A 17204-nucleotide genomic window follows, 5' to 3' on the forward strand; every position below is an offset into this window, starting at 1 on the left:
CGTCTTTTACTGTTTTGACTTTTATTGGGAAGCGTCCGGGACGTCCGGATAAAGAGTGTGAGTATTTATTACACAATTATATCTGATGAAGAAAAAACTGAAGCGTCACGGTGCAGAAGATACCGCAAAAAGATGCCCTGAATCCCCGCTACACCATGCTTAACGATTCAGCAAATTTTTTAATGTTGCTTTTTTGTAAACGGATTAACACTGTGCAGAAATCCTGCTATGCTGCCCGACGCGGTATCGGGCATTTACCCTACAAACTGCTGTCTCACAGGAGCGTGAAGAGAACGCCCGCCGCATATGACAATGAGAGCGAGGAGAACCGTCGTGCTAGAAGAATACCGTAAGCACGTAGCAGAACGTGCCGCCGAGGGAATTGTACCCAAACCTTTAGATGCAACCCAAATGGCCGCGCTCGTCGAGCTGCTGAAGAACCCGCCTAAGGGCGAAGAAGAATTCCTGTTAGATCTGCTGATCAACCGCGTACCGCCTGGCGTAGATGAAGCTGCCTACGTAAAAGCCGGATTCCTTGCTGCTATCGCCAAAGGCGAAGCCACCTCCCCACTGGTTACTCCTGAAAAAGCCATTGAACTGCTCGGCACCATGCAGGGTGGTTACAACATTCATCCGCTGATTGACGCGCTGGATAACGACAAGCTGGCACCGATTGCCGCTAAAGCGCTCTCTTCCACGCTGCTGATGTTCGATAACTTCTACGACGTAGAAGAAAAAGCCAAAGCGGGCAACGTCTATGCGAAGCAGGTGATGCAGTCCTGGGCTGATGCCGAATGGTTCCTGAACCGCCCAGCGCTGGCTGAAAAAATCACCGTTACCGTCTTTAAAGTGACCGGTGAAACCAACACCGATGACCTCTCTCCGGCACCGGACGCGTGGTCTCGCCCGGATATCCCTCTGCACGCCCTGGCGATGCTGAAAAACGCCCGTGAAGGTATTGAGCCGGATCAGCCGGGCAGCGTTGGCCCGATCAAACAGATCGAAGCCCTGCAGAAAAAAGGATTCCCGCTGGCCTATGTGGGTGACGTTGTGGGTACCGGTTCTTCCCGTAAGTCCGCAACCAACTCCGTGCTGTGGTTCATGGGCGACGACATTCCGCACGTGCCAAACAAGCGCGGCGGCGGCCTGTGCCTCGGCGGCAAAATTGCGCCAATCTTCTTCAACACCATGGAAGATGCGGGCGCACTGCCGATCGAAGTGGATGTTTCTAACCTGAACATGGGTGACGTGATTGACGTTTACCCGTACAAAGGCGAAGTGCGTAACCACGAAACCAACGAGCTGCTGGCAAGCTTCGAGCTGAAAACCGACGTGCTGATCGACGAAGTGCGCGCCGGTGGCCGTATCCCGCTGATCATTGGTCGTGGCCTGACTACCAAAGCGCGCGAAGCGCTGGGTCTGCCGCACTCTGACGTTTTCCGTCAGGCGAAAGACGTTGCTGAAAGCAACCGCGGTTATTCTCTGGCACAGAAAATGGTGGGCCGCGCGTGCGGCGTAGCCGGTATTCGTCCTGGCGCGTACTGCGAGCCTAAGATGACCTCCGTGGGCTCTCAGGACACCACCGGTCCAATGACCCGTGACGAACTGAAAGACCTGGCGTGCCTGGGCTTCTCTTCTGACCTGGTGATGCAGTCCTTCTGCCACACGGCGGCCTATCCGAAGCCGGTTGACGTGACCACGCACCACACGCTGCCAGACTTCATCATGAACCGCGGCGGCGTTTCCCTGCGTCCGGGTGACGGCGTCATCCACTCCTGGCTGAACCGCATGCTGCTGCCGGATACCGTCGGTACCGGCGGTGACTCCCATACCCGTTTCCCAATCGGTATCTCCTTCCCGGCGGGCTCCGGTCTGGTGGCGTTTGCTGCTGCGACGGGCGTGATGCCGCTGGATATGCCGGAATCGGTGCTGGTGCGCTTCAAAGGTAAAATGCAGCCGGGTATCACCCTGCGCGACCTGGTTCACGCGATCCCGCTGTATGCGATTAAACAGGGCCTGCTGACCGTTGAGAAGAAAGGGAAGAAAAACATCTTCTCTGGCCGCATTCTGGAAATTGAAGGTCTGCCGGATCTGAAAGTGGAGCAGGCGTTCGAGCTGACCGATGCTTCCGCCGAGCGTTCTGCGGCGGGCTGTACCATCAAGCTGAACAAAGAGCCGATTATTGAGTATCTGAACTCTAACATCGTGCTGCTGAAGTGGATGATTGCAGAAGGCTACGGCGACCGTCGTACGCTGGAGCGTCGTATCCAGGGCATGGAAAAATGGCTGGCCGATCCGCAGCTGCTGGAAGCCGATGCTGACGCAGAGTACGCGGCGGTGATCGACATCGATCTGGCGGATATCAAAGAGCCAATCCTGTGTGCACCGAACGATCCTGACGACGCGCGTCCGCTGTCTGAGGTTCAGGGCGAGAAGATCGACGAAGTGTTCATTGGATCCTGTATGACCAACATCGGTCACTTCCGTGCTGCCGGTAAGCTGCTGGATACCCACAAAGGCCAGCTGCCAACCCGTCTGTGGGTGGCGCCGCCAACCCGTATGGACGCGGCTCAGCTGACCGAAGAGGGCTATTACAGCGTGTTTGGTAAGAGCGGTGCGCGTATCGAAATCCCTGGCTGTTCCCTGTGTATGGGCAACCAGGCGCGCGTAGCCGACGGTGCGACGGTGGTTTCCACCTCTACCCGTAACTTCCCTAACCGTTTAGGTACCGGAGCTAACGTCTTCCTGGCCTCTGCGGAGCTGGCGGCGGTTGCGGCGCTGATTGGCAAACTGCCAACGCCGGAAGAGTACCAGACCTTTGTGGCTCAGGTGGATAAGACGGCGGTGGATACCTATCGCTATCTGAACTTCGACCAGCTTTCTCAGTACACCGAGAAGGCCGACGGGGTTATCTTCCAGACGGCAGTATAAATGCTACCCTCTCCCGTGGGAGAGGGGCTGGGGGTGAGGGCACCAGACCGCACCTGACCCATTGCCCGGTGGCGCTACGCTAACCGGGCCTACAAAACCCGTCGCAACTACGGTGGGTTTTTTATTTTCATTCCTCCCACCTCTCCCGCTTTTTTTCTTCCTCGCTGCTGCGATAATTACCGTAATGGCTTTGCAGAGGAAAACACTATGGATTACGAATTTCTGCGCGACATCACCGGAGTGGTGAAAGTGCGTATGTCGATGGGCCACGAAGCCGTTGGACACTGGTTTAACGAAGAGGTGAAAGAAAATCTCGCACTTCTTGATGAAGTTGAACAGGCGGCAAATACGGTGAAAGGCAGTGAACGATCCTGGCAGCGCGCCGGGCATGAATATACGCTGTGGATGGATGGTGAAGAGGTCATGGTGCGTGCCAACCAGCTCGAGTTTTCAGGTGACGAGATGGAAGAGGGGATGAGCTACTACGACGAAGAGAGCCTGTCGATGTGCGGCGTAGAGGATTTCCTTCAGGTGGTAAATGCCTACCGCGACTTTATGAAACAGAAATAAAAGACCGGAGCATCCCTGCTCCGGCTTGCTCTTACACGGCCGGAATATTACGGCCGTAGTAAATCTCGCGCATCTCTTTCCAGAGCAGGTCAGTAATCGCCTTACGCTCTTCTTCGCTCAAATCTTCCGGCTTCGTGTGGAACATATAGTGCTTAAGGTCAAATTCCTTAAGTAACATCTTGGTATGGAAGATGTTTTCCTGATACACGTTCACGTCCATCATGTCATACAGCGATTTCATGTCCTCGGACATGAAGTTCTGAATAGAGTTGATCTCGTGGTCGATGAAGTGCTTCATGCCGTTGACGTCACGGGTAAAACCGCGCACGCGGTAATCAATGGTGACGATGTCCGATTCCAGCTGGTGGATTAAATAGTTCAGCGCGTTCAGCGGGGAAATCACGCCGCAGGTCGACACTTCAATATCGGCGCGGAACGTGCACAGCCCGCCTTCAGGGTGACTCTCCGGGTAGGTGTGCACGCAGATATGGCTTTTATCCAGGTGGGCCACGACCACTTCCGGCAGCGGGCCCGGATGTTCAGTTTTGTCGATAAGCTTCGGGTCGACCGGCTCTTCGCTGACCAGAATGGTCACGCTGGCGCCCTGAGGTTCATAATCCTGTCGGGCGATGTTCAGGATGTTTGCGCCGATAATGGAACAGGTTTCTGACAGGATCTCGGTCAGACGGTTGGCGTTGTAGAGTTCGTCGATATAGGCGATGTAACCATCGCGTTCTTCCGCTGTTTTGGCATAGCAGATATCGTAAATACAAAAACTCAGGCTTTTCGTCAGGTTGTTAAAGCCATGCAGTTTAAGCTTTTTCAATTAGCTCACCCCCTTAGTGGATAATGCGTCTTGCAGGTACTGCGGCAGAGCAAACGCTGCGGTATGAATTGCCGGATTGTAGTATCGGCACTGAAGACCGGCCTGATGGAAGCGGGCCTGAATAATTTCGGTGGAGAGATGGCGTAATACGTCGTTATCTGTCGCCCAGGCAAAGGTCATGATCCCGCCGTAGTACGTCGGAATGGCCGCCTGATAGAAGCTGACGTCATCGAAATAGGTGCTTAGCTTACGATGGCTGTCGAGCGCTTCATCCTGCTGCAGGAAGCAGACGCCATTTTGTGCGACGAAGATCCCGCCCGGGTTCAGGCAGCGCTTGCAGCCTTCGTAGAAGGAGGATGTAAACAGCGACGCGCCGGGGCCGATTGGGTCGGTGCAGTCGGAGATAATAACGTCAAAGGTCTGCGAGGTCTGGTTAACAAAGTTAACGCCGTCGTCAATCACCAGGCTAAAGCGCGGATCGTCATAGCTGCCGGCATTGTGGTTGGGCAGGTACTGGCGGCAGAAAGAGACGACGCCCGCATCGATTTCCACCATGGTGATGGTTTCAATGGAACGATGGCGGGACACTTCACGCAGCATTGCGCCGTCGCCGCCGCCGATAATCAGGACATGCTTCGCGTGACCGTGCGCCAGCAGCGGAACGTGGGTCATCATTTCGTGATAGATAAACTCGTCGCGCTCGGTGGTTTGCACCACGCCGTCCAGCGCCATCACGCGGCCAAAGGCGGCGTTTTCGAAGATGATGAGATCCTGGTGATCGGTTTTCTCATGATAGAGCACGTTATCAACGGCAAAGTACTGACCAAACTGGTCATGCAGTGTTTCATGCCACAACGTGTGGTCGGCCATACGCGGACTCCTCCTTTGTTAACATCCGTTACGCTCATAAAAAATGAGCGAAACATGATAGCTAACTATAACCGTGGTTGCACGGCTATAGGTTCAACAGGGGGCGTCGGGAAGGTTATTTGACGTAGGCGAGCAGGCTGAGTGAGTCGCGAGCCAGCGCTTTGCATTTTTTGGCAGTGGGAATACCAATACCGCTCAAGTCACGGTAGCTGTCTTCGCCGAGCGCCTTCATGTCGAAGCTGTCGTAGTTGCTGAGATCCCACTGGTTTTGCTGGGCAAAAAAGACCAGCGCGCGGCGAATCTGCCCGTTGGGTAAATTCTGGTAGCCACAATCATTTTTCAGGAATACAAAAACCGCCGTTAAATCGGCCATATCTTCCGCTTCATTTTCACTTAGCGCATAGCTGTTCGCACACATTGCCATCAGGCTTCCGAACAAAATTGTCCTGAAAAACGTCTTCATTGCTTCTACCACTTCTTCACGGAAAATTAACGTTAGCATACTTGATGCCGGTGCGACGATCTTTATTATTGCCGCTTTACTTGACCTTCCGGTAAGGGGAGGGTTTATGCTCAAAAGATCGCCTGCTGGAAATAAGGAAATGAACATGCAACGTCGTGATTTTTTAAAATATTCCGCTGTGCTGGGGGCTGCCAGCGCATTACCACTCTGGAGCCGCGCGGTTTTCGCGGCCGACAGGCCTGCCTTACCCATTCCTGACTTACTGACCGCTGACGCCCGCAGCCGTATCCAGCTTGTGGTTCAGGCCGGTAAAACGACGTTCGGCGAGCACCACGCCACGACGTGGGGCTATAACGGCAATTTGCTCGGTCCGGCGCTTCAGCTACGTAAAGGGAAAACGGTGACGGTGGATATCCACAACACGCTCGCCGAAGAGACGACGCTGCACTGGCACGGGCTGGAAGTGCCGGGCGAGGTGGACGGCGGGCCGCAGGGCATCATCAAAGCGGGTGGTACGCGCAGCGTCACCTTTACGCCCGATCAGCGCGCGGCGACCTGCTGGTTCCATCCGCATCAGCATGGCAAAACGGGCCATCAGGTGGCGATGGGGTTGGCGGGACTGGTGCTGATTGAAGACGACGAAAGCCGCCTGCTGCGCCTGCCGAAACAGTGGGGCATCGACGACGTACCGGTGATTGTGCAGGACAAGAAATTCAACGCTGACGGGCAAATTGACTATCAGCTGGACGTGATGAGCGCGGCGGTAGGCTGGTTTGGCGACACGCTGCTGACCAACGGCGCCATTTACCCTCAGCACGCCGCGCCGAAAGGCTGGCTGCGCCTGCGCCTGCTCAACGGCTGTAACGCGCGCTCGCTGAATTTCGCCGCCAGCGATAAACGCCCGCTGTATGTGGTAGCCAGCGACGGCGGCCTGCTGCCGGAGCCGGTGAAGGTGAGCGAGCTGCCGATGCTCATGGGCGAACGCTTTGAGGTGCTGGTGGATATCAGCGACGGCAAGCCGTTTGACCTCGTGACGCTGCCGGTGAGCCAGATGGGGATGGCGGTCGCACCGTTTGATAAGCCGCATCCGGTGCTGCGTATTCAGCCGCTGCTGGTGGCCGCTTCCGGCACGCTGCCTGATACGTTAACCACCCTGCCAGCCCTCCCATCGCTGGAGGGACTTACGCAGCGCAAGCTGCAGCTCTCCATGAACCCGATGCTCGATATGATGGGCATGCAGGCGCTGATGGCGAAATATGGCGATAAGGCGATGGCGGGGATGCATCACGGCCAGATGATGGGCCACATGAATATGGACCACGGCAAAATGGGCGGCATGGGGAATATGAATCACGGCGACCATGGCTTTGATTTCCACAACGCCAACATGATCAACGGCAAAGCGTTCGACATGAATACGCCGATTTTTACTGCGACAAAGGGTCAGCTTGAGCGCTGGGTGATTTCAGGCGAAGGGGACATGATGCTACATCCGTTCCATATCCACGGCACCCAGTTCCGTATTCTTACAGAGAACGGCAAAGCGCCGGATGCGCATCGCGCGGGCTGGAAAGATACGGTGAGAGTGGAGGGCGGCGTCAGCGAGGTGCTGGTGAAGTTTGACCACGAGGCGCCGAAGGAGTTTGCCTATATGGCGCACTGCCACCTGCTGGAGCATGAAGATACGGGGATGATGCTCGGCTTTACCGTATAAAAAAAGCCGGGTGGCGGCTTCACCTTACCCGGACTGGATTTCGCAGGTGCGGCCTGATGCCCTCACCCTGACCCTCTCCCACAGGGAGAGGGAACAAACACAAAAACGGCAACCGAAGTTGCCGTTTTGCTTTTATTTGCCTTCGTCAGGCAACGCATATGCGACGATGTAGTCGCCCATCTTGGTGCCAAACGAACCGTGACCGCCGGCAGAGATGACAACGTACTGCTTGCCATTCACTTCATAGGTCATCGGCGTAGCCTGCCCGCCAGCCGGCAGACGGCCTTGCCACAGTTTCTCACCGTTGGTCATGTTGTACGCGCGCAGGTAGTTATCTGCGGTTGCTGCGATGAACAGCACGTTACCGGCGGTGGAAATTGGGCCACCCAGCATTGGCATACCCATATTAAACGGCACAGGAACCGGCATCGGGAACGGCATGCTGTCCTGCGGGGTACCAATACGTTTTTTCCACACGATCTGGTTAGTTTTCAGATCCAGACCGGAGATGTAACCCCAGGCTGGCTGTTTACACGGCAGACCAAACGGCGACAGGAACGGGTTCAGCGTTACGCCGAACGGTACGCCGTACTGCGGCTGAATGCCGGCTTCGGTACCGCTGCCTTTCGCGTCTTTCGGCTGTTCCATTGGGTTGCCCGGACCGCGTGGGATCAGACGGGAAACGAACGGCAGCGCCATCGGGTTGGCAATTGCCACCTGACGGTTAGGGTCAACGGAGATCCCGCCCCACTCGAACATCCCCAGGTTACCCGGGAAGACCAGCGTGCCCTGCTCAGAAGGCGGCGTGAAGATGCCTTCATAGCGCAGCTGATGGAACATCACGCGGCACACCAGCTGGTCAAACATCGTGGCACCCCACATGTCTGCCCCGCTGAGGTCTTTCTTCGGACGGAAGCTCAGGTCGGAGAACGGCTGGGTTTTGCTGACGTAGTCGCCTTTCGCCGCACCCTGCGGAACCGGTTTTTCCGGGGCAGGCACAACCAGCTTGCCGTTGCTGCGATCCAGTACGAAGATGTTGCCGGTTTTCGCCGGAGCGTAAATCACCGGTACGGTTTTACCATCAACGGTAATGTCCGCCAGCGTCGGCTGGGACGGCATATCCATATCCCACAGATCGTGGTGTACGGTCTGATAGCTCCAGGCCAGCTTACCGGTGGTTGCGTTCAACGCCACGATAGCGCTGGCATAACGTTCCTGCTCCGGCGTGCGGTTACCGCCCCAGATATCTGGCGTAGTAACACCCATCGGCAGGTAGACCAGGTCCAGCTTCGCGTCATACGCCGCTGGCGCCCAGGAGTTTGGCGAGTTAAAGGTAAAGGTGTGCTCGTCCGACGGGATCGCGTTTGGATCTTTCGCGCCCGGGTCGAAGGCCCACAGCAGCTTACCGGTATTCACGTCGAAACCGCGGATAACGCCGGAGGTTTCACGCGTGGAGAAGTTATCCGTTACCGAACCGGCAATCACGATGGTTTTATCGGTGATGATTGGCGGTGAGGTTGGCTCATACAGACCCGGCGTGGTGTCAGGCATGTTGGTCTGCAGATTCAGGATACCTTTGTTGGCAAAGGTTTCGCACAGCTTGCCCGTTTCGGCATTGATGGCGAACAGGCGACCATCGTTGACCGGCAGCATGATGCGGCGAGGACAGTCGGCAATGACTTCCGGGCTCGCATTATCCGGGCGCGCTTCGTGGTAAGAGACGCCACGGCAGGTCACGTGCTGGAAGGACGGGTTCGAGTTCAGCTGCGGATCGAAGTGCCATTTCTCTTTACCGGTAGCCGCGTCGAGCGCGAACAGACGCTGGTGCGCCGTACACAGATAAAGCATATCGCCGACTTTAATTGGCGTCACTTCGTTGGTCAGTTCACCCGGATCGTTCGGCATCTTCAGGTCGCCGGTACGGAATACCCAGGCTTCTTTCAGGTTTTTAACGTTGTCCGCGTTGATCTGCTTCAGCGGGGAGTAACGCTGGCCTTCCTGGTTACGACCATAGGCAGGCCAGTCGCCGTCAGCGACCTGAGAGATCGCCGCCGCAGGCGTCGATTCTGCGTTCAGCGTACCGTTGATCTCCTGCGGGTCGTTAAAGCCGGCCCAGGTCAGGATACCGCCGCTGATCAGCAGGGCTACTACCAGCGCCGCAACCGCACCGCTGGACGGCACGATCAGGCGACGCCAGACAAACGGCAGGATCAGCCAGATGCCGAAGAAGACCAGGATGTCGCTGCGCGGCGTCAGCGCCCAGAAGTCAAAGCCGACTTCCCAGACGCCCCAGATCATGGTGGCAAGAAGGAATGCGGCATACAGCCACAGTGCGGATTGTTTTCTACGCAACAGCAGGACGGTTACGGCAACCATCACCAGGCCCGCAATCGGGTAGTACCAGGAGCCGCCTAAAGCGACCAGCCAGACGCCACCGATTAACAGATACAGCGCGCAGAAGGCTGCGAACGCTGCTGTTAATGTCACCAGTAGACGCGGCTGTTTAGAGTTTGTTTCAGCCATAGAAAGTGTACTCGTCAGTTTTTGTTAATAATTTGCTAGCAACTAATTATAGGTATTAACAAGTGTGATCGGAATCACAATATTTGCTTTTTATAACTCATACGCCAGGCTTATCCATTTGCTGATATAATGAGGGGCTTGCGTATCAGTGCTGGATATTAACTCATCCGTATTGAGAGATTTTCATTAAAATCATTTGGTTAGTAATATGAAACATACTGTTGAAGTGATGATCCCGGAAGCCGAGATCAAAGCGCGTATCGCCGAACTGGGTCGTCAAATCACCGAACATTACAAGGACAGCGGCAGCGAAATGGTGCTGGTCGGTCTGTTGCGTGGCTCTTTCATGTTCATGGCAGACCTGTGCCGTGAAGTGCATGTGCCCCACGAAGTCGATTTTATGACCGCCTCCAGCTACGGCAGCGGCATGTCCACCACCCGTGATGTGAAAATCCTGAAAGACCTGGATGAAGATATTCGTGGCAAAGATGTGCTGATCGTTGAGGACATTATCGACTCCGGCAATACGCTGTCAAAAGTGCGCGAGATCCTGAGCCTGCGTGAGCCAAAATCGCTGGCGATTTGCACCCTGCTGGATAAGCCTGACCGCCGTGAAGTGCAGGTGCCGGTAGAGTTTGTGGGTTTCTCAATTCCTGACGAGTTCGTCGTCGGTTACGGCATTGACTACGCACAGCGTTATCGTCATCTGCCGTATGTAGGAAAAGTGGTGTTGCTGGACGAGTAATTGCGCTTTGTTGCCCGGTGGCGCTGCGCTTACCGGGCCTACGAATGGGCACATGTAGGCCGGGTAAGGCGCAGCCGCCACCCGGCTTTGTTTATTTATGGTTTACGTGCTTAAGCTGAAGGTTGGCAATCCCCGAACGGTAACGCTGCTCCAGCGTTTCGCGGTTGGTGGCGGTCACTTCCAGATTGCGCAGCAGACCGTCGTGAATACCGTACGCCCAGCCGTGGATAGAGACCTTCTGCCCGCGTTTCCACGCTGATTGCATGATCGTTGAGTGGCCCAGGTTATACACCTGCTCCATCACGTTGAGTTCGCAGAGGGTATCCATGCGACGCTCCTGCGGCATTTCACCCAGCAGTGAGCTATGTTTGAACCAGATATCGCGGATGTGCAGTAGCCAGTTATCAATGAGTCCCAGTTCCGTGTTTTCAACCGCCGCCTGCACGCCGCCGCAGCCGTAATGGCCGCAAATGATGATGTGCTCGACTTGCAGAACGTCAACGGCATACTGAACAACAGAAAGACAGTTGAGATCGGTGTGAATCACCAGGTTGGCAACGTTGCGGTGAACGAACAGTTCTCCGGGCTCAAGGCCGGTCAGGCGCTCCGCCGGTACGCGGCTGTCGGAGCATCCAATCCAGAGAAAGCGTGGGTTTTGCGCCTGCGCGAGTTTTCCAAAAAATCCGGGGTCTTCCTCCACCAGCATTTTTGACCATAGTGCATTGTTGCTGATGAGTGTATCTATGTTGTTCATGGAGGTTAGCGACCTGTAACCGAGTAATTGCGTTGCGCTACTATAGGGTAACCCGACTTTTAATGAAACCACACAACGTGTGTCAGAACTGAAGGTAAGTTAATTTCATGGCAATTGCACTGGAGCTTGAGCAGCTTAAAAAAACCTATCCGGGCGGCGTTCAGGCGCTTCGCGGAATAGATCTTAAAGTAGAGGCCGGTGATTTTTACGCGCTTCTGGGGCCGAACGGCGCGGGTAAATCGACCACCATTGGGATTATCAGCTCGCTGGTCAACAAAACGTCCGGCCGGGTGAGCGTCTTTGGTTACGACCTGCAAAAAGATGTGGTGAACGCCAAGCGCCAGCTGGGTCTGGTACCACAGGAGTTCAACTTCAACCCGTTCGAGACGGTGCAGCAGATCGTCGTTAATCAGGCGGGCTATTACGGCGTCGAGCGTAAAGAGGCCCTGGAACGGAGCGAAAAATACCTCAAGCAGCTCGACCTGTGGGAAAAGCGAAACGAACGCGCACGGATGTTATCCGGCGGGATGAAGCGCCGTCTGATGATTGCCCGCGCGCTGATGCACGAGCCAAAGCTGCTGATCCTCGATGAGCCGACTGCGGGTGTCGATATCGAACTTCGTCGTTCCATGTGGGGCTTCCTGAAGGATCTCAACGACAAAGGCACCACCATTATTCTGACGACCCACTACCTTGAAGAGGCTGAAATGCTCTGCCGCAACATCGGCATCATCCAGCACGGTGAGCTGGTGGAGAACACCTCGATGAAGAATCTGCTTTCCAAGCTGAAATCAGAAACCTTCATCCTCGATCTGGCGGCGAAAAGCGCGCTGCCAAAACTTGAAGGTTACAACTATCGTCTGGTGGATACCTCGACGCTGGAAGTGGAAGTGCTGCGCGAGCAGGGGATTAACAGCGTGTTCTCGCAGCTGAGCGCGCAGGGGATTCAGGTCTTAAGTATGCGTAACAAAGCGAACCGACTGGAAGAGCTGTTTGTCTCTCTGGTTCATGAGAAACAAGGAGACAAGGCATGACGCATCTTTACTGGGTCGCGCTGAAAAGCATCTGGGCGAAAGAGATTAACCGCTTTATGCGTATCTGGGTGCAAACCCTGGTGCCACCGGTCATCACGATGACGCTCTATTTCATCATCTTCGGTAACCTGATTGGTTCCCGGATTGGTGAAATGCACGGCTTTACCTATATGCAGTTTATCGTGCCGGGCCTGATTATGATGGCAGTGATTACTAACGCCTACGCCAACGTAGCGTCGTCATTCTTCAGCGCTAAGTTCCAGCGCAATATTGAAGAGCTGCTGGTTGCGCCTGTGCCGACGCACGTCATTATCGCGGGCTATGTTGGCGGCGGCGTAGCGCGCGGGCTGTGCGTGGGGATCCTGGTCACGGCGATTTCTCTGTTCTTTGTCCCGTTCCAGGTACACTCGTGGCTGTTTGTCGCGCTCACGCTGCTCCTGACGGCGATCCTGTTCTCGCTGGCCGGTCTGCTGAACGCCGTGTTCGCCAAAACGTTTGACGACATCAGCCTGATCCCGACCTTCGTGCTGACGCCGCTGACCTATCTCGGCGGGGTGTTCTACTCCCTGACGCTGCTGCCACCGTTCTGGCAGGCGCTGTCGCACCTGAACCCGATTGTCTACATGATCAGCGGGTTCCGCTTTGGCTTCCTCGGTATCACCGATGTGCCGCTGTTTACCACGGTGGCGGTGCTGGTGGTGTTTATCATCGCCTTCTACCTGCTCTGCTGGTCGCTGATCCAGCGCGGACGCGGGCTGCGCAGCTAATCTTTTGCCCGGCGACGTTCTGTTTGCCGGGCACTTTCTTTGACAGTTATCACCGTAAGCTAACCTTCACTCCGCTAAACTACTTGCCTGCTAAGGAGGGAGTTATGCTGGGATGGGTTATCACCTGCCACGATGAACAGGCGCAGGAAATGCTGGATAAGCTTGAAGCCAGATTTGGCCCGCTGGTGCAGTGCCGGGCGGTAAACTACTGGCGCGGGTTGAGCACCAACATGCTGAGCCGCATGATGTGCGATGCCCTGCATGAAACGGACACCGGCGATGGCGTGATTTTTCTTACCGATAAATCGGGCGCGGCGCCTTACCGCGCAGCCGCGTTGCTGAGCCATAAGCACGCGTGCTGTGAAGTGATCTCGGGTATTAACTTCTCCCTGCTGGCGTTAATGTATCCGCAGCGTGGATCCTTAAGCAGCGCAGAGTTTCGCCAGGCCATCGTGGCGCAGGGCGTTCCGGGCGTCAGCAGCTTGTGGCATCAGCAGCAAAAAAATCCTCCCTTCGTCCTGCTCCACGATTTGTATAAGAATTAAACGTTGGTATTGATGTCTCATTTGTTACAATAGCGGCAGTTTTCCGCACCGATTAAGACACCATGCTACCGCGCATTCTTTTCTTGCTATTGATGCTCATTTCCGGCGTCAGCTCAGCCAGTTTACTCAGTCAGCACACGCTGCCTGCCCAGTACATGCAAACCACCGAAGACGCGGCGATCTGGGCGCAGGTGGGGAACAGCGTGATCAACGTCGGTAACGTCCGCGCCGGGCAGATCCTGGCCGTTGTGCCCGCGGCGGCGGACTACTACGAATTTCGCTTTGGTTTTGGCACGGGGTTTATCGACAAGGGACACCTGGAGCCGGTTCAGGGGAAACAGCGCGTCGAGGACAGCCTCGGGGATCTCAATAAACCCCTCAGCAATCAGAACCTGATTACCTGGAAAGACACGCCGGTGTATAACGCGCCGTCGAGCGGCAGCGCGCCTTTCGGCACGTTAAGCGCCAATCTGCGCTATCCGATACTGAATAAACTGAAGGACCGTCTGAATCAGACCTGGTTCCAGATCCGCATTGGCAATCGTCTGGCGTGGATCAGCAGCCTGGACGCGCAGGAAGATAACGGACTTCCGGTTCTGACCTACCATCATATTCTGCGTGATGAAGAGAACACCCGTTTTCGACATACGTCCACGACCACCAGCGTACGCGCGTTCAACAACCAGATGGCCTGGCTACGCGATCAGGGTTATACCACCCTGACGATGTACCAGCTTGAAGGGTACGTGCGTAACAAAATGAACCTGCCTGCAAAATCGGTGGTGATTACCTTTGACGATGGCCTGAAATCCGTCAGCCGCTATGCCTATCCAGTGTTGAAAGAGTACGGCTTCAAGGCTACCGCGTTTATTATCTCTTCCCGCATAAAAGGCCATCCGCAGAAGTGGGATCCAAAATCGCTGCAGTTTATGAGCGTGCAGGAGATTAAGGGGATTCAGGATGTGTTCGATATTCAGTCTCACACCCACTTCCTGCACCGCGTGGATGGGTATAAACACCCGATTTTACTGAGCCGCAGCTATCACGTGATTTTGTTTGATTTTGAACGCTCGCGTCGCGCGCTGGCGCAGTTTAATCCACGCGTGCTCTATCTTTCCTATCCGTTTGGCGGCTACGACAATAAAGCGATAAAGGCGGCGAATGATGCCGGTTTTCATCTGGCGGTGACGACGGTGAAAGGGAAGGTGAAGCCGGGGGATAATCCGTTCTTACTGAAACGCCTGTACATCTTAAGAACGGATTCGCTGGAGACAATGTCGCGGCTGATCAGCAATCAGCCGCAGGGATAGTGCTTAAGCAACCTGAACCGGAATCGCCTTCGCGGTACGTTTCATGTCGTTGTCGCCTTCAAAGTAGGCAACTTTCGGCTGCCAGCGGCGTGCTTCTTCATCAGACATCATCACGAAGCTGGCGATAATCACAATATCGCCCACGTCCGCGCAGTGCGCTGCCGCGCCGTTAACGGAGATGATTTTAGACCCGCGCTCGGCGGCGATGGCGTAGGTTGAGAAACGTTTGCCGTTGTTAACGTTCCAGATATCAATCGCTTCGTTTTCAAGGATGCCCGCAGCATCAAGGAAATCCTGGTCGATGGCGCAGGAGCCTTCATAGTGCAGGTCGGCCTGGGTGACTTTCACACGGTGAAGCTTACCTTGCAGCATTTTGCGAATCATTACGTTTACCTTTCATCTTCCGGGTAGAGAAACCTACGCCAGTTCAACCACTTTGTTGTCGATTAGGCGGGCCTGACCAAGCCATGCCGCCACCAGAATGACCGCACGTTTGCTGGTCTGTGTAAGCTCCAGAAGCGTGTCGGCATCGCGAATTTGAATATCATCAGCGCGGAAGCCTTTATCGTTCAGCGCCTGTTCAGCCAGAGCAATAATCTCTTCGGCCGTTAACTCTTTCGCCAGAAGCTGTTCTGCCATGGTGTTCATGGCCTTGCTTAAGCCCGGCGCGATTTTACGCTGGTCGGCGGTCAGGTAGCCATTTCGCGAGCTGAGCGCCAGACCGTCTTTGGCGCGTACAATCGGTACGCCGACAATCTCGATATCGTAACCCATATCCGCAACCATCTTGCGGATCAGCGCCAGCTGTTGGAAATCTTTCTCACCGAAGCAGGCAACGTCCGGCTGCACAAGGTTGAACAGCTTGCTGACGATGGTCGATACGCCGCGGAAATGACCCGGGCGGCTTGCGCCTTCCAGCATGGTGGAAATGCCCGGTACGTCAACGTAAGTGGCCTCATCGGTACCCTGAGGATAGACATCCGCCGGTGCCGGAGAGAAGACAATATCCGCATGGCGTTTTTTGAGCTTCTCGCAATCTTCCTGCAGGGTGCGCGGATAGCGTGCCAGATCGTCGGCGCGGTCAAACTGCATTGGGTTAACGAAGATACTGACCACCACGATATCTGCACGGGCTCTTGCTTCGTCAACCAGCTTCATATGGCCGTCATGCAGGTTGCCCATGGTCGGGACCAGTGCGATACGTTTACCTTCCTGACGCGCGCGGCGGATATGCTGGCGAAGCAGCGGCAGGGTTTCAATGATTAGCACAACGAGACTCCTTAATGGAAACTGTGTTCTTCACCCGGGTAAACACCGGATTCAACGTCGGCAATATACTGCCTGACCGCAGCGCGCATGTCGCCCGCTTCGGTGAGGAAATTTTTGGCAAACTTCGGAATATGCCCGCCGGTGATGCCAAAGGCGTCGTGCATCACCAGAATCTGACCGTCGGTCACGTTGCCCGCACCAATACCAATCACCGGAATCGACAGAGCTTCAGTAATGCGCTTCGCCAGCTCAACCGGCACGCACTCCAGCACCAGCAGTTGGGCACCTGCGGCTTCCAGCGCCAGGGCATCATCCAGCAGCGTCTGGGCGGCGTCACCGCGGCCCTGCACTTTATATCCACCAAAGATGTTGACGGACTGCGGCGTCAAACCCAAATGGCCGCACACCGGCACGGCACGCTCGGTGAGCATCTTCACCGTATCCACCAGCCAGGCGCCGCCTTCAACTTTGACCATATTAGCGCCCGCACGCATCACCGCTGCCGCGTTTTCAAATGCCTGCTCCGGCGTGGCGTAGGCCATAAACGGCAGATCGGAAAGCAGCAGGCAGGCTGGGGCGCCACGGCGCACGGCGCGGGTATGGTAAGCGATATCCTCAACCGTCACCGGCAGGGTGGAATCATGTCCTTGTACCGTCATCCCTAACGAATCTCCGACCAGCATGACGTTGATCCCCTCTTCGGCAAACAGTTTGGCGAAGCTGTAGTCATACGCGGTGATGGTGGCGAAGCGTTTTTTTTCCTGTTTGCATTTCTGCAGTAAGGAGATGGTGGTTGGTTTCATACTGTTTCCTGATAGCCCAAAGCGAATCTTTGCGCATTCTAACAGTAACATTCGAGGGAACAATGATTTTAGGTAACCGA

16 protein-coding genes are annotated in these 17204 nt (G+C 55.4%); 8 read left to right on the forward strand and 8 right to left on the reverse strand.

The window, feature by feature from the left end; all coding sequences use genetic code 11:
- Positions 1-333 precede the first annotated feature (333 nt).
- Positions 334-2931 carry a bifunctional aconitate hydratase 2/2-methylisocitrate dehydratase gene (acnB, locus tag ACMWLG_RS09815; protein WP_045355163.1) on the forward strand — a complete coding sequence of 866 codons (2598 nt, stop codon included), beginning with the start codon at positions 334-336 and terminating at the stop codon, positions 2929-2931.
- Between the two features lie 207 nt (positions 2932-3138).
- A complete protein-coding gene (yacL, locus tag ACMWLG_RS09820; protein ID WP_023310423.1) occupies positions 3139-3501 on the forward strand; it encodes a protein YacL in 363 nt (120 codons plus the stop codon).
- A 31-nt stretch (positions 3502-3532) separates the two neighbouring features.
- Here yacL and speD read toward each other — a convergent pair whose 3' ends face one another.
- The 3 genes from speD to ACMWLG_RS09835 all read right to left on the reverse strand — a co-directional run bounded on the left by speD (position 3533) and on the right by ACMWLG_RS09835 (position 5660).
- Entirely contained in the window at positions 3533-4327 is a 795-nt protein-coding gene (gene speD / locus ACMWLG_RS09825; protein ID WP_008501953.1) for an adenosylmethionine decarboxylase, read from the reverse strand.
- Positions 4328-5197: a polyamine aminopropyltransferase gene (gene speE, locus ACMWLG_RS09830; protein ID WP_023310424.1), complete on the reverse strand. Its 870-nt coding sequence runs from the start codon at positions 5195-5197 to the stop codon at positions 4328-4330.
- Between the two features lie 115 nt (positions 5198-5312).
- On the reverse strand, positions 5313-5660 hold the full coding sequence (locus ACMWLG_RS09835) for a YacC family pilotin-like protein (RefSeq protein WP_014882582.1): 348 nt from the start codon (positions 5658-5660) through the stop codon (positions 5313-5315).
- Positions 5661-5805: 145 nt separating this feature from the next.
- Between ACMWLG_RS09835 and cueO the strand changes: the two genes are divergently transcribed.
- Positions 5806-7374, forward strand: a complete 1569-nt coding sequence (cueO, locus tag ACMWLG_RS09840; RefSeq protein WP_414762980.1) for a multicopper oxidase CueO — start codon at positions 5806-5808, stop codon at positions 7372-7374.
- Between the two features lie 132 nt (positions 7375-7506).
- Here cueO and ACMWLG_RS09845 read toward each other — a convergent pair whose 3' ends face one another.
- Positions 7507-9897 carry a glucose/quinate/shikimate family membrane-bound PQQ-dependent dehydrogenase gene (locus tag ACMWLG_RS09845; RefSeq protein WP_045401065.1) on the reverse strand — a complete coding sequence of 797 codons (2391 nt, stop codon included), beginning with the start codon at positions 9895-9897 and terminating at the stop codon, positions 7507-7509.
- Positions 9898-10105: 208 nt separating this feature from the next.
- Between ACMWLG_RS09845 and hpt the strand changes: the two genes are divergently transcribed.
- Positions 10106-10642, forward strand: coding sequence for a hypoxanthine phosphoribosyltransferase (hpt, locus tag ACMWLG_RS09850; RefSeq protein WP_008501948.1), 537 nt, complete (start codon positions 10106-10108; stop codon positions 10640-10642).
- Positions 10643-10733: 91 nt separating this feature from the next.
- On the opposite strand, the gene can is transcribed toward hpt, so the two are convergent.
- A complete protein-coding gene (gene can / locus ACMWLG_RS09855; RefSeq protein WP_008501947.1) occupies positions 10734-11396 on the reverse strand; it encodes a carbonate dehydratase in 663 nt (220 codons plus the stop codon).
- Between the two features lie 107 nt (positions 11397-11503).
- Here can and ACMWLG_RS09860 point away from each other — a divergent pair, with 107 nt between their 5' ends.
- The 4 genes from ACMWLG_RS09860 (at position 11504) to ACMWLG_RS09875 (ending at position 15052) form a co-directional block, all read left to right on the forward strand.
- Positions 11504-12430 carry an ABC transporter ATP-binding protein gene (locus ACMWLG_RS09860; protein WP_045401067.1) on the forward strand — a complete coding sequence of 309 codons (927 nt, stop codon included), beginning with the start codon at positions 11504-11506 and terminating at the stop codon, positions 12428-12430.
- Positions 12427-13197, forward strand: a complete 771-nt coding sequence (locus ACMWLG_RS09865; protein ID WP_023310428.1) for an ABC transporter permease — start codon at positions 12427-12429, stop codon at positions 13195-13197. The genes ACMWLG_RS09860 and ACMWLG_RS09865 overlap by 4 nt, the downstream gene beginning before the upstream one ends.
- Before the next feature lie 104 nt (positions 13198-13301).
- Entirely contained in the window at positions 13302-13742 is a 441-nt protein-coding gene (locus tag ACMWLG_RS09870) for a PTS sugar transporter subunit IIA (RefSeq protein WP_033144654.1), read from the forward strand.
- A gap of 62 nt (positions 13743-13804) precedes the next feature.
- Positions 13805-15052, forward strand: coding sequence for a polysaccharide deacetylase family protein (locus ACMWLG_RS09875; RefSeq protein ID WP_045355167.1), 1248 nt, complete (start codon positions 13805-13807; stop codon positions 15050-15052).
- Positions 15053-15055: 3 nt separating this feature from the next.
- Here the strand turns inward: ACMWLG_RS09875 and panD are convergent, their stop codons facing one another.
- Genes panD through panB form a run of 3 tightly spaced genes read right to left on the reverse strand, consistent with a single transcriptional unit; the run spans position 15056 to position 17124 of the window.
- Entirely contained in the window at positions 15056-15436 is a 381-nt protein-coding gene (gene panD / locus ACMWLG_RS09880) for an aspartate 1-decarboxylase (RefSeq protein ID WP_006810068.1), read from the reverse strand.
- Positions 15437-15469: 33 nt separating this feature from the next.
- On the reverse strand, positions 15470-16321 hold the full coding sequence (panC, locus tag ACMWLG_RS09885) for a pantoate--beta-alanine ligase (RefSeq protein ID WP_045401069.1): 852 nt from the start codon (positions 16319-16321) through the stop codon (positions 15470-15472).
- Positions 16322-16332: 11 nt separating this feature from the next.
- Positions 16333-17124, reverse strand: a complete 792-nt coding sequence (panB, locus tag ACMWLG_RS09890; RefSeq protein ID WP_045401071.1) for a 3-methyl-2-oxobutanoate hydroxymethyltransferase — start codon at positions 17122-17124, stop codon at positions 16333-16335.
- Positions 17125-17204: the final 80 nt, after the last annotated feature.

This window comes from Enterobacter sp. 01-M-02-SI-ECC (assembly GCF_047530595.1).
Lineage (GTDB): Bacteria > Pseudomonadota > Gammaproteobacteria > Enterobacterales > Enterobacteriaceae > Enterobacter > Enterobacter cloacae_M.

Excerpts from the sequence above, each read along its gene's own strand:
- ACMWLG_RS09845 (WP_045401065.1), bottom strand. The coding sequence starts at position 9,897 with ATGGCTGAAACAAACTCTAAACAGCCGCGTCTACTGGTGACATTAACA.
- ACMWLG_RS09860 (WP_045401067.1), top strand. The coding sequence starts at position 11,504 with ATGGCAATTGCACTGGAGCTTGAGCAGCTTAAAAAAACCTATCCGGGC.
- ACMWLG_RS09870 (WP_033144654.1), top strand. The coding sequence starts at position 13,302 with ATGCTGGGATGGGTTATCACCTGCCACGATGAACAGGCGCAGGAAATG.
- speE (WP_023310424.1), bottom strand. The coding sequence starts at position 5,197 with ATGGCCGACCACACGTTGTGGCATGAAACACTGCATGACCAGTTTGGT.
- ACMWLG_RS09835 (WP_014882582.1), bottom strand. The coding sequence starts at position 5,660 with ATGAAGACGTTTTTCAGGACAATTTTGTTCGGAAGCCTGATGGCAATG.
- yacL (WP_023310423.1), top strand. The coding sequence starts at position 3,139 with ATGGATTACGAATTTCTGCGCGACATCACCGGAGTGGTGAAAGTGCGT.
- cueO (WP_414762980.1), top strand. The coding sequence starts at position 5,806 with ATGCAACGTCGTGATTTTTTAAAATATTCCGCTGTGCTGGGGGCTGCC.
- ACMWLG_RS09865 (WP_023310428.1), top strand. The coding sequence starts at position 12,427 with ATGACGCATCTTTACTGGGTCGCGCTGAAAAGCATCTGGGCGAAAGAG.
- panD (WP_006810068.1), bottom strand. The coding sequence starts at position 15,436 with ATGATTCGCAAAATGCTGCAAGGTAAGCTTCACCGTGTGAAAGTCACC.
- panB (WP_045401071.1), bottom strand. The coding sequence starts at position 17,124 with ATGAAACCAACCACCATCTCCTTACTGCAGAAATGCAAACAGGAAAAA.
- can (WP_008501947.1), bottom strand. The coding sequence starts at position 11,396 with ATGAACAACATAGATACACTCATCAGCAACAATGCACTATGGTCAAAA.
- ACMWLG_RS09875 (WP_045355167.1), top strand. The coding sequence starts at position 13,805 with ATGCTACCGCGCATTCTTTTCTTGCTATTGATGCTCATTTCCGGCGTC.
- hpt (WP_008501948.1), top strand. The coding sequence starts at position 10,106 with ATGAAACATACTGTTGAAGTGATGATCCCGGAAGCCGAGATCAAAGCG.